This window comes from Bordetella ansorpii, from assembly GCF_900078315.1.
GTDB lineage: Bacteria > Pseudomonadota > Gammaproteobacteria > Burkholderiales > Burkholderiaceae_B > Bordetella > Bordetella ansorpii.
The window spans coordinates 156,988-168,656 of the sequence record NZ_FKBS01000007.1; the positions used below are offsets into that span (position 1 = coordinate 156,988).

Below are 11,669 nucleotides of genomic sequence, written 5' to 3' on the forward strand. Positions count from 1 at the left end.
ATGCATCGTCAGGCGTCTTTGAGCAGTATGTCCGCGAAGGCCGCCAAGTCGTCGCACACCTGCGTGCCGGGCGGCAGTTCGCCCTTGGCCTGCGTCTTCTGGCCGTTGCCCGTCAGCGCCAGCCACGGGTCGCAGCCGGCGGTGGATGCCGCCTGCAGATCCCGCAGCGAATCGCCCAGCGCGGGCACGCCGGCCAGGTCGACGTCGTAGCGGCGCGCGATGTCGTAGTACATGCCGGGCAGCGGCTTGCGGCACGAGCAGCCGTCGCTGGGACCGTGCGGGCACAGGAAGATGGCGTCGACCTGGCCGCCGGCCTGCGCCACTTCGTGGTGCAGCTTGGCGTGGATGGCGTTGAGCGCGGCCATGTCGAACAGGCCGCGCGCCAGGCCGGACTGGTTGGTGGCGACCACCACGGTCCAATCGGCCTGCGTCAGCCGGGCGATGGCGTGCACGCTGCCCGGCAGCGCGATCCATTCGTCCGGCGATTTGACGAACGCGTCGCTGTCCTGGTTGATCACGCCGTCGCGATCGAGAATGACGAGCTTCACTGTGCCAGCCTGGAAATGTCAGCCACGCGGTTCATCAGGCCGTGCAACTGGGCCAGCAGGGCCAGCCGGTTGGCGCGCACAGCGGGGTCTTCCGCCATGACCATGACGTCGGCGAAGAAGGCATCGACCGGTTCGCGAACCTGGGCCAGGGTGCGCAGGCTGCCGGCGAAGTCGCCGGCCGCGGCCTGGGCTTCGGCCTCGGGACGCAGGCGCGCCACGGCGTCGGCCAGCGATTGCTCGGCGGGTTCGACCAGGCGGGCCAGGTCGACCTGGCCGATCTCGCCTTCGGCCTTCTTCAGCAGGTTGCCGATGCGCTTGTTGGCGGCGGCCAGGCTGGCGGCCTCGGGCATGCCTGCGAAGGCGGCCACGGCGCGCACGCGCTCGGCCACCTGGTGCAGCGGCGGCGTCAGGGCGATGACGGCCTCGACGGCATTGCGGTCGGCGTCGGCGATCAACTGGTTGCGATAGCGTTCGTAGATGAACGTGCGCACTTCGGCGATGGTCTCGGCGGGGATCTTGCCGGCGGGGAAGGCGCCTGCGGCCAGTTCGAGCAGGCCGTCCAGCGACAGCGGACCGTCGGCGTCGATCTTCAGCCAGCCGCCCGCGGCCAGTTGCTCGAAGGCGCTGATCAGGCCCAGCGCCGCGCGGCGCAGCCCGAAGGGATCGCGTTCGCCCGTGGGCGCCAGGCCGATGGCCCAGATGCCCACCAGGGTTTCGGCGCGCTCGGCAATGAACAGCACGGCGGCGGTCAGGGTCTCGCGGGTGACGGGGGCATCGAAACGGTTGCGGTATTGCCCGCGCAGCGCCTCGACCACATCGGCGGCTTCGCCATCGCCGGCCGCATAGTACGCGCCCATGACGCCTTGCAGCTCGGGGAACTCGCCCACCATGTTGGTGCCCAGGTCGGCCTTGGCCAGCTCGGCGGCGCGGTCGGCGGCGGTGGCGTCGGCGCCCAGCGCCTGCGCCACGCCGCGCGCAATGGCGCGCACGCGTTCCACGCGTTCCAGCTGGGTGCCCAGCTTGTTGTGATAGACGATGCTGCCCAGTTGCGCCACGCGCGAGGCCAGGGTGGTCTTGCGGTCGGTCTGGAAGAAGAACTGCGCATCGGCCAGGCGCGGACGCACCACGCGCTGGTTGCCTTCCACGATGTTGACCGGGTCGGCCACGTCCATGTTGCTGACGATCAGGAAGCGGTGCGTGAGCTTGCCCGAAGCCGGATCGAACAGCGGGAAGTACTTCTGGTTCAGGCGCATGGTCAGGATCAGGCATTCCTGCGGCACTTGCAGGAACTGTTCCTCGAACTCGCCCACGTATACGGTGGGGTGCTCGACCAGCGCGGTCACTTCGTCCAGCAGGGCGGCCACTTCGGGGTCGTCGCCCAGCGTGGCGCCCAGTCGGGCGGCGTGTTCGTTCAACTGGCGCGAGATCTCGTCGCGGCGGCCCTCGAACGAGGCGATCACGCGGCCGCGCCCGGCCAGCGTATTCACGTAGGCATCGGCGTCGGCGATGTCCACGGCGCCGCTGCTCATGAAGCGGTGGCCCATGGTGTAGCGGCCGGCGGTCAGGCCCAGCGTGCGCACGGGCACGATGTCGCCGCCATGCAAGGCGATCAGGCCGTGAGCGGGGCGCACGAACTTCACGCTGGTGACGCCGTCATCCAGCTGATAGCGCATCACCTTCGGAATGGGCAGGCCGTCGATGGCCGTGTCCAGGGCTTCCTGCAGGCCATCGGCCAGGGCCAGGCCGGGCGCGGTGCCGCGCGCGACGAGGTAGTCCTGCTTGCCGTCGGATTCGCGTTCCAGCGTGGACAGGTCGATGTTTTCCAGGCCCTTGGCGGCCAGCTTTTTCACCAGCGCGGGCGTGGCGGCGCCGTCGGCGGCCAGGCCGACCTTCACGGGCATCAGCTTTTCGGCATAGGCCTGGTCGGGGGCTTGCGACAGCACGGCCGACAGGCGCACGGCCAGGCGGCGGGGCGTGGCATAGGCCTCGACCAGGCTGCCGTCGGCCAGCAGGCCGTGCCTGGCCAGCGTGGCGCGGATGCCTTCGGCGTAGGCCTGGCCCAGCTTCTGCAGGGCCTTGGGCGGCAGTTCTTCGGTCAGCAGTTCGACCAGCAGGGGGCGGACGGTAATCGTCATTGTGCTGCCCCCTTGGCGCTTTGCGCCGTCGCCCCGAGGGGGAGCTCGCCCTTGGGGCGGCCCGGCGGGCTCGCCGCAGCTTCCACCGGGCGCTTCAGCATGGGGAAGCCCAGGCGTTCGCGCGAGTCATAGTAGGCCTGCGCGACGCTGCGCGACAGGTTGCGGATGCGGCCGATGTAGGCGGCGCGCTCGGTGACGCTGATGGCGCCGCGCGCGTCCAGCATGTTGAACGTGTGGGCGGCCTTCAGCGCGGCCTCGTAGGCGGGCAGCGCCAGCGGCACGTCCATCAGGCGCTTCGCCTCGGCTTCGTAGTCGTTGAAATGGGCGAACAGCATGTCGGCCGAAGAATGCTCGAAGTTGTAGGTGGACTGCTCGACTTCGTTCTGGTGGAACACGTCGCGGTACAGCACGCGGTTGCCGCCGGCGCCTTCGGTCCAGACCAGGTCATAGACGCTTTTCACGTCCTGCAGGTACATGGCCAGGCGCTCGAGGCCGTAGGTGATCTCGCCGGTGGTCGGCGTGCAATCCAGGCCGCCCACCTGCTGGAAATACGTGAACTGCGTGACCTCCATGCCGTTCAACCAGACCTCCCAGCCCAGGCCCCAGGCGCCCAGCGTGGGGTTTTCCCAGTCGTCCTCGACGAAGCGGATGTCGTGCTGGGTCGGGTCGATGCCCAGGGCCTTCAGCGAGCCGATGTACAGCTCGAGGATTTCCGGGGGGGCGGGTTTCAGCACCACCTGATATTGGTAGTAGTGCTGCAGGCGGTTCGGGTTCTCGCCATAGCGGCCGTCCTTGGGGCGGCGCGAGGGCTGCACGTAAGCGGCGCGCCACGGCTCCGGTCCGATCGCGCGCAGGAACGTGGCGGTGTGCGACGTACCGGCGCCGACTTCCATGTCGTACGGCTGCAGCAGGGCGCAGCCTTGCTTGTCCCAGTATTCCTGGAGCGTAAGGATGATTTGCTGAAAGGTGAGCATAGAGGCTTCTAGGCGGCCGCCCGGCGGGGCCGAACGCGTGTCGGCGGCCCGGCATGGGCATGGGAAACCGGGCATTTTAACTGGGTGTGGGGGAAATGCTTGCGACCGGCGGGACATGGCTTGGCGTGCTTCCTCTGTCACTCCCCCTCGCTTCAGGGCTGCATGGATAAAGGACACTTCGTCACTGCGGCTTCAGTTGGAAACGCATCGTGGGCGAATTGCCGCTCAGCAACGTCGCCATTGTTTTGTACATATATTGTATGTATTATCTTCATGAACATTGTCTTCGACCCGGTCAAAAGCGTCGATAACCAGATCAAGCATGGTATTTCGCTGGCCGCCGCGCAAAACCGGGAATGGGACTGCGCCTTGGCGGCGCTGGACGACCGGCGCCCTTATGGCGAAGACCGGATGATTGCCATCGACTATATCGGGGATCGTTTGTACGTCGTGGTGTATGTGGATCGCGACGATTGCCGCCGGGTCATCAGCCTGCGCAAGGCCAATGCCAGAGAGGTAAAACAATATGCCGAAGCTTAAATCGGGGCACGTTTCCCCCACCGTCGCGGAGAACGCCGCGATCAATGCGGCGATCCGCCATGATCCTGATACTCGCGAGATGACGGCCCGGGATTTCGCGCGCGCGCGGCTTGGCGCGACATTTCCGCCGAGCGACGGCAAGACGCGCATCACGATGTGGGTGGACAGCGACGTCCTCGACGCCTTCAAGGAATTGGCTGGAAAAGGCGGGAAGGGGTATCAGACGCTGATAAACGAAACCCTGCGCGATGTCGTGAGCGGCTTGGCGTCGGGTCGCGATACTCAAGGCAATCCCGCTTCCGCCAAGCTCGGCTTCGATGAAGAAAGGTTGCGCCAGGTGTTGCGCGAAGAGCTCGCCCGGCAACGCGAAGCCTTCATCCGGCAGATTCACGATCCGCGGGAGTGAAAAGCCGGATGAGGCCCCGCCAGCGCCCCCGCAACGCCCAGGATCCGGCTTGCGGGTGGCGCTCATCGAGCGGGTGGGTTCAGGGGCAGGTCCGCAGTGCCCGCCCGCACAGTCGTATCATTCCCCCTTGCCGCAGTCTTATACATAACCGCGGACCGTCCCCAACCCCACGGTCCGCCCACAGAGGAGCAGCAGCATGTCCGACCTGGTCAAGGTAGAAGTCGCCGATGGCGTCCAGATCATCACCGTGAACCGGCCCGAGGCCAAGAACGCCATCAACCTGGAGACCGCCCAGGCCCTGGCTGCCGCGTTCGATGCCATGGACGCCGATGACGCCGTGCGCATCGGCATCCTGACCGGCGCCGGCGGCACGTTCTCGTCGGGCATGGACCTGAAGGCCTTCGCGCAAAGCGGCCAGCGTCCGCTGATCCCGGGCCGCGGCTTCGCCGGCCTGAACGAGCGTCCGCCCAAGAAGCCGCTGATCGCCGCCGTGGAAGGCTACGCCCTGGCCGGCGGCTGCGAGATGGCTTTGTCGGCCGACCTGATCGTGGCGGCCAGCAATGCCAAGTTCGGCCTGCCCGAAGTCAAGCGCGGCCTGGTGGCCGGTTCCGGCGGCATGTTGCGCCTGCCGCGCCGCCTGCCGTACCACATCGCCATGGAAATCATCCTGACCGGCGACATGCTGGACGCCCAGCGCGCCCACGGCTATGGCCTGGTCAACCGCCTGGCCGAGCCGGGCCACGCGCTGGAAGCCGCCCTGGAACTGGCCCGCGTCATCGTCGAGAACGGCCCGCTTGCCGTGCAGACCGCCAAGAGCATCGTGGCCCAGGCCACCGACTGGGAACAGGAAGGCATGTTCGACCGCCAGCGTCCCCTGATTGCGCACATTTTCCAATCGGCCGACGCCAAGGAAGGCGCCACCGCTTTCGCCGAGAAGCGCAAGCCGGTCTGGCAAGGCAAGTAGCGCGCGTGCCGCTGGGCGGGCGCCGTTCCGCCCAGCGTTCCGTCCCCCGCCGGGGCCTGCGCCGGGCGCGCGCCCGTTCTATGATTCACGCAGGCGCGCGGTTCCATGCGGTCGCGCGCGGGCACGCAACGAGTTCCGGCAGGTCTCCCTCCGTTTTTCGTTTTTCCCCTTTCTTTCCGCGAACCAGGCGGGTCTCCGGCCCCGTCCTTCCTACATCATGACCACGCTCATCAAAGAAGAAGACCTGATCCAGTCCATCGCGGACGGTATCCAGTTCATCAGCTACTACCATCCCGTCGACTACATCCGCCACCTGGCGCGCGCCTACGAGCGCGAGGAAAGCCCCGCGGCGCGCGACGCCATGGCGCAGATCCTGACCAACTCGCGCATGTGCGCCGAGGGCAAGCGCCCGCTGTGCCAGGACACCGGCATCGTCAACGTGTTCCTGAAGATCGGCATGGACGTGCGCTTCGACACCAAGCGCAGCCTGCAGGAGCTCTGTGACGAAGGCGTGCGCCGTGGTTACCTGAACCCGGACAATCCGCTGCGCGCCTCGGTGCTGGACGACCCGCTGTTCGCGCGCAAGAACACGCGCGACAACACGCCCTGTATCCTGCACGTCGAACTGGTGCCCGGCGCCAAGGTCGACGTGCAGATCGCTTCGAAGGGCGGCGGTTCCGAGAACAAGTCGAAGTTCGTCATGCTCAACCCCAGCGACTCGCTGGTCGACTGGGTACTGAAGACCGTGCCCACGATGGGCGCCGGCTGGTGCCCGCCGGGCATGCTGGGCATCGGCGTCGGCGGCACGGCCGAAAAGGCCATGCTGATGGCCAAGCAGTCGCTGATGGAAGACATCGACATGTACGAACTGCTGGCCCGCGGCCCGCAGAACAAGCTCGAAGAGCTGCGCATCGAGCTGTACGAGAAGGTCAACGCGCTGGGTATCGGCGCGCAGGGCCTGGGCGGCCTGACCACCGTGCTGGACGTGAAGATCTCGACCTTCCCGACGCACGCGGCTTCCAAGCCCGTGGCCATGATCCCGAATTGCGCCGCCACCCGCCATGCCCACTTCGAGCTGGACGGCTCGGGCCCGGCGCGCCTGGATCCGCCCTCGCTGTCCGAGTGGCCGGAAGTGCACTGGGCGCCCGACTACAACAAGTCCAGGCAGGTCGACCTGGACACGCTGACGCGCGAGGAAGTCGCCAGCTGGAAGCCGGGCCAGACCCTGCTGCTGTCGGGCAAGATGCTGACCGGCCGCGACGCCGCGCACAAGCGCATCCAGGACATGCTGGCCCGCGGCGAGCCGCTGCCGGTGGACTTCACCAACCGCGTCATCTACTACGTGGGCCCGGTCGATCCGGTGCGCGACGAAGTGGTCGGTCCGGCCGGCCCCACCACCGCCACCCGCATGGACAAGTTCACCGAGATGATGCTGGCGCAGACCGGCCTGATCTCGATGATCGGCAAGTCCGAGCGCGGTCCGGTGGCCATCGACGCCATCCGCAAGCACAAGTCGGCGTACCTGATGGCGGTGGGCGGCGCCGCTTACCTGGTGTCCAAGGCGATCCGCACGGCCCGCGTGCTGGCGTTCGAAGACCTGGGCATGGAAGCCATCTACGAATTCGACGTGAAGGACATGCCGGTGACGGTGGCGGTGGATGCCGAGGGTATCTCGGTGCACAACACCGGCCCGCAGGAGTGGCAGGCCAGGATCGGCAAGATTCCGGTCGCGGTGGCTTGATGGAAGACGCCGGTCCGTTCGATCGGGCCGGCCATCGATAGCGCCGCCCGGCATCCTGCCTGGCGGGACATGAAGCATCCGGGCTTGCCCGGATTTTTCATGGGTCGCGCTATGCCGTCTCGTGGGCCGAGTGCGGCGCTGCGCGGCCGGCCAGCAAGGCGTCGATGGCCTGCGAGACCAGTTCGTTGAGCGAGACCCCGCGCCGTTTCGCCTCGATGGCGGCCAGGCGATGTGTCTGTGGACTGACGCGCACGTTGAACGAGCCCTTGTACGGCACGTCGGGCTGCGTACCCGTTCGTTCGCAATGCGCGAGATAGTCGTCCACGGCGCGCTGGAAGGCCGGGCGGATCTGCGCGACGTCTTCGGCCTCGAAGGTGATCAGGTCCTTGATGAACTCGATCTTGCCGAACAGACACTCGTCCTCTGCGCTATACGAGACCGAGCCGTGAAAGCCTTTGTAGTGAAGCAGGTTGTTCATGTGATTCCCCAGTCTGCGAGTTTCCGGACGATTTCCTTGATCTGGTAGATCTTGATGACCGTGTCCGGATGCGGGCGACTGCGTTGATGCGGTAGTGAAGGCCACGGCGGCGAAGTACGAAGAAGTGGTGTGACCCGCCGTTTTCCTGGTTCAGCTCGAAGCCATAGGTTGCCAAGGTGTAGACGAGCTCTTCCCAGCGCAAATCCCTGGGAGGAGGCCTGCGGAGGAACTTCTCCCGCGCTTTCTGGATTCTGGACATCGATTATCGGCCTATAGTGTCCGCCTTGCAACTGAAATTTAGTTGCAAGGCGGACGTACGATTGACAGGGCCTCCGATGATATTGGCGCGGGCGCCGGGATTCGAACGGGACCGTGACGGAACGGTCTCTTCCGCGTCCCCCACGCGAGGCGCCAGCCGGCGTTTTTCCCGGGGCCGGCGGCCGGCTACGACGCTGCCGTCGAGGCAGAGCCGGCGGCAGGCGGTCGCGCCGCCGGCCTGGCGTGGCCGACGTCGACCCGTTCCACCAGGAAATCCAGGAAGGCGCGCACGCGGGGCGGCATCAAGCCGCGATGGCCGACATAAACCGCGTGCACCGCTTCCCGGTCGCCCGGATTGCAATCCTCCAACACCGGGTGCAGGCGGCCCGCCGCGATGTCTTCGCTTACCTGGAAGGCCGCCAGCCGGGCCAGGCCCAGGCCGGCCAGTGCGAGCCTGCGCAACGCTTCGCCATCGCTGGCCTGCGCGTTGCCGGTGACAGGAACGATGGTCTCCTGCGTCTGGTGACGCAGCGGCCAGCCTGGCTGCGCCCGGGCGTAGGTCGCGCCCAGACGGTTGTGCGCCAGCAGTTCCTGGGGCGTGGCGGGCATGCCGTGGCGTGCGAAGTAGGCAGGCGCCCCCACGATCACCATACGCGTGCTGCCCAGCCCGCGCGCGATCAGATTCGAACTTTTGAGCGGGCCCGCGCGGACCGCGACGTCGGTGCGTTCTTCAAGGATGTCGATGACCTCGTCGGTCAGGACGATGTCCAGCGTCATCTCCGGGTGGGCCACCAGGAATTCGGGGACCAGCGGCAGCAGGAAGTGATGCCCGAAAGGCACGTTGGCATTGATCCGCAGCCTGCCGCGCGGCGTGGTGCGTTCACCGGCGCAGCGTTCCGCCTCGTCCAGATCCGCCAGGATGCGCACGCCCTGTTCGTAGAACACACAGCCCTCGGGGGTGAGCTGCAGTTGCCGGGTGGAGCGGTTGAGCAACCGCGCGCCCAGGCGCTGTTCCAGCCGGGTGACCAGTTTGCTGACGGCCGAAGGTGTCATGCCGTAGGCGCGGGCGGCGGCGGAGAACCCGCCCAGTTCGATCACGCGCGCGAACACTTCCAGTTCGCCAGACCGATTGACGTCCAGGCGTGCCATGGCTGCTCCTGTCGTGAGTTCAAATCACAAATGATTTTCCATCGGGCAGTCTATTCGATATTTGGCTTTGGATTCATGATTTGTCCCCTGACGAATCCTGAAGGCCTGGCCATGAATACACCGACCCTTTCCATGAAGATGGCCACCGCCGTGCTGGCCTTGGCCGGCATCTTGCCTGCCGGGCATGCCGAGGCGGATTCCGCTGCGGGGGCGGCGTGGGTGACGAGCTGGCAGGCCAGCCCGCAACCCGTCTGGGGAGCGGATTTCCTGTTTCCCTCCAATGTCCCGACCATTCTGAGTAATCAGACCGTGCGCCTGGTGGCGCGGCTCAGCCTGGGTGGCAAGCGCCTGCGCGTCGTGCTGTCCAATGCGTATGGCAGGCAGCCGCTGGCGTTGGGCAAGGTGACGGCGGCGCATCCCATACAGGGCAGTGTCAAGGGAGAGATCGCCAGCGACAGCCTGCGGACCGTGACCTTCGCCGGTCGCTCCTCTGCGACGATTGCGCCCGGCGCATCGCTGGTCAGCGATCCCGTCGATCTGCCCACGGCGAACTTGAAGCAGGTGACCATCAGCATCCATGTGCCTCAGGCCACGCCGTTGACCACGTTTCATTGGGATGGCCGCCAGACAGGCTGGATCACGGCGGGAGAGCAGTCCGCGATGGGCGTGTTGCGCGGGCTGCCCGGCAACGACCCCGGGAGCACCACGGCGCGGCCCATTCTGACCGGGTTGCTGGTCGAGACGGAACAGGCGCCGCGCGCGGTGGCGATCATCGGCGATTCGATCACCGATGGCGCGACGGCCAGTCTGGATCGCGATCGGCGCTGGCCGGATTTCCTGGCCGCGCGCCTCGCGCCGCATGGAGTGGCGGTGAGCAATGCCGGCATTTCCGGCGGACGCTTGCTGTCGGACGGCATGGGCGTCAACGCGTTGGCGCGGCTGGATCGCGACGTGCTTTCCCTGCCTGGCGTGCGCAGTGTCGTGGTGCTGATCGGCATCAACGACATTGCGTGGCCCGGCACCGCTTTTGCGCCGGATGCGCCTCGCCCCGGTTTCGACGACCTGGTCGCCGGATATCTCCAGTTGATCGGGCAGGCGCATCGCCGTGGCGTGCGCGTCATCGGCGGCACGTTGACGCCCTTCGAGGGGGCGTTGCCGGACACGCCGTTGGCGGATTACTACGGCAAGGAAAAAGACGCCTTGCGCAAGCGGGTCAATGCCTGGATACGCCAGGGCGGCGCGTTCGACGCGGTCATCGACTTCGATGCGGTGCTGCGCGACGCCGCGCATCCGGACCGCATCGCTGCCCGCTTCGATTCGGGCGACCACCTGCATCCCGGGGACGAAGGCAACCGCGCCATGGCGCAGGCCGTCGATCTGCAGGCGCTGTTGCCCGGCCTGGCCGTGACCCCCGGCCTGCCGGCCCCGCGATAGCGCCGGGCCGGAGGCCTCGATGGACCGGGTTCGATGCCTACGCCGCCGGCCGCGGCAGCCGCTGCATCCAGCCGGCCCATTCCAGCAGATCGAGATCGCGGTCGGGCAAGGCCACGCATTGCACGCCCACCGGCAAGCCGGTGGCGGTCCTGCCGGTGGGCAGGTGCACGCAGGGCCAGCCCAGCAGCGACCACACGCGGTTGAACACCGACGAGCCGGTGGTGGTGAATCCCGCCGGGGCTTCGGAGGGGGCGCTGGGTGCCAGGATGACGTCGACATCGGCAAACTGGTCCTGCCAGCGCCGCGCCAACGGCATCCTGGCCTGTTGCAAGGCCGCGTAGCCGGCAGGCGGGATGGCCAGGCCACGGTCGATGGCATGCCGCAGCGCGGGGGTCAGGTCTTCGTCTCGCGCCAGCCGCAACGCCAGCAGGCCGCGCGCCAGTTCGGCCAGCATGATGTCGCCGTGCACCCGCAGCAGTTCCTTCATGTCCGTGTCGCAATCCGGCTCGACGACGTGGGCGCCGTGTTCACGCAGCAACGCGACCTGCTGGTCCAGCGCGGCCTGTGCCGCCGGGCTCAGCGTGCCCAGTGTACGGGAACGCAGCAGGGCGACGCGCGGCGCGCGCGTGGTGGGTAGGGATGCGCCGGCCGATCCCAGGAACACGCGCGCCGTGGCGGCCGACTGTTCCAGCGTGCGTGTGAACCAGCCGATGGTGTCCAACGAATCGCACAGCACGTGCATGCCCTGGCGATGCACGCGTCCGAATGTGGGCTTGAAGCCGATCACGCCGCAGAAGGCCGCCGGCCGGATGATGGATCCTCCGGTCTGCGTGCCCAGCGCCAGCTCCACCATCCCCGCGGCCACGGCGGCGGCCGATCCGCTGGACGAGCCGCCCGGCGTATGGTCCAGGTTGTGGGGATTGCGGGTCGGACCGGGCGTCACGTAGGCGAATTCGGCCGTCACGGTCTTGCCGATCGGCACGGCGCCAGCGTGGCGCAGCAGCGCCACGCTGGCGGCATCGAACGGGCGTGGCTCCCCGCC

11 protein-coding genes are annotated in these 11,669 nt (G+C 67.4%); 5 read left to right on the forward strand and 6 right to left on the reverse strand.

The window, feature by feature from the left end; genetic code table 11:
* Positions 1 to 8: 8 nt before the first annotated feature.
* From gmhB to glyQ, 3 genes are read right to left on the reverse strand one after another with little or no spacing between them, the layout of a single operon-like run.
* Positions 9 to 548 carry a D-glycero-beta-D-manno-heptose 1,7-bisphosphate 7-phosphatase gene (gene gmhB, locus A7W11_RS03145; RefSeq protein ID WP_066407870.1) on the reverse strand — a complete coding sequence of 180 codons (540 nt, stop codon included), beginning with the start codon at positions 546 to 548 and terminating at the stop codon, positions 9 to 11.
* Entirely contained in the window at positions 545 to 2,683 is a 2,139-nt protein-coding gene (gene glyS, locus A7W11_RS03150; RefSeq protein ID WP_066407875.1) for a glycine--tRNA ligase subunit beta, read from the reverse strand. The genes gmhB and glyS overlap by 4 nt, the downstream gene beginning before the upstream one ends.
* Entirely contained in the window at positions 2,680 to 3,657 is a 978-nt protein-coding gene (gene glyQ / locus A7W11_RS03155; RefSeq protein ID WP_235816789.1) for a glycine--tRNA ligase subunit alpha, read from the reverse strand. The genes glyS and glyQ overlap by 4 nt, the downstream gene beginning before the upstream one ends.
* 273 nt (positions 3,658 to 3,930) lie before the next feature.
* Between glyQ and A7W11_RS03160 the strand changes: the two genes are divergently transcribed.
* The 4 genes from A7W11_RS03160 (at position 3,931) to A7W11_RS03175 (ending at position 7,308) form a co-directional block, all read left to right on the forward strand.
* Positions 3,931 to 4,197: a BrnT family toxin gene (locus A7W11_RS03160; protein WP_066407879.1), complete on the forward strand. Its 267-nt coding sequence runs from the start codon at positions 3,931 to 3,933 to the stop codon at positions 4,195 to 4,197.
* Entirely contained in the window at positions 4,184 to 4,603 is a 420-nt protein-coding gene (locus A7W11_RS03165; RefSeq protein WP_156522981.1) for a BrnA antitoxin family protein, read from the forward strand. Before A7W11_RS03160 ends, A7W11_RS03165 begins: the two co-directional genes overlap by 14 nt.
* Before the next feature lie 196 nt (positions 4,604 to 4,799).
* Positions 4,800 to 5,567 (forward strand): crotonase/enoyl-CoA hydratase family protein, encoded by a 768-nt coding sequence (locus A7W11_RS03170; RefSeq protein WP_066407892.1) that lies wholly within the window; start codon positions 4,800 to 4,802, stop codon positions 5,565 to 5,567.
* 217 nt (positions 5,568 to 5,784) lie between these two features.
* Entirely contained in the window at positions 5,785 to 7,308 is a 1,524-nt protein-coding gene (locus tag A7W11_RS03175; RefSeq protein ID WP_066407895.1) for a fumarate hydratase, read from the forward strand.
* 109 nt (positions 7,309 to 7,417) lie between these two features.
* Here the strand turns inward: A7W11_RS03175 and A7W11_RS03180 are convergent, their stop codons facing one another.
* On the reverse strand, positions 7,418 to 7,786 hold the full coding sequence (locus tag A7W11_RS03180) for a type II toxin-antitoxin system HicB family antitoxin (protein ID WP_066407898.1): 369 nt from the start codon (positions 7,784 to 7,786) through the stop codon (positions 7,418 to 7,420).
* 444 nt (positions 7,787 to 8,230) lie between these two features.
* Positions 8,231 to 9,193, reverse strand: coding sequence for a LysR family transcriptional regulator (locus A7W11_RS03185; protein ID WP_066407907.1), 963 nt, complete (start codon positions 9,191 to 9,193; stop codon positions 8,231 to 8,233).
* 111 nt (positions 9,194 to 9,304) lie between these two features.
* Here A7W11_RS03185 and A7W11_RS03190 point away from each other — a divergent pair, with 111 nt between their 5' ends.
* Positions 9,305 to 10,627, forward strand: coding sequence for an SGNH/GDSL hydrolase family protein (locus A7W11_RS03190; protein WP_156522982.1), 1,323 nt, complete (start codon positions 9,305 to 9,307; stop codon positions 10,625 to 10,627).
* A 37-nt stretch (positions 10,628 to 10,664) separates the two neighbouring features.
* On the opposite strand, the gene A7W11_RS03195 is transcribed toward A7W11_RS03190, so the two are convergent.
* The coding region (locus tag A7W11_RS03195) for an amidase (RefSeq protein WP_082887056.1) at positions 10,665 to 11,669 on the reverse strand (1,005 nt) is incomplete at its 5' end.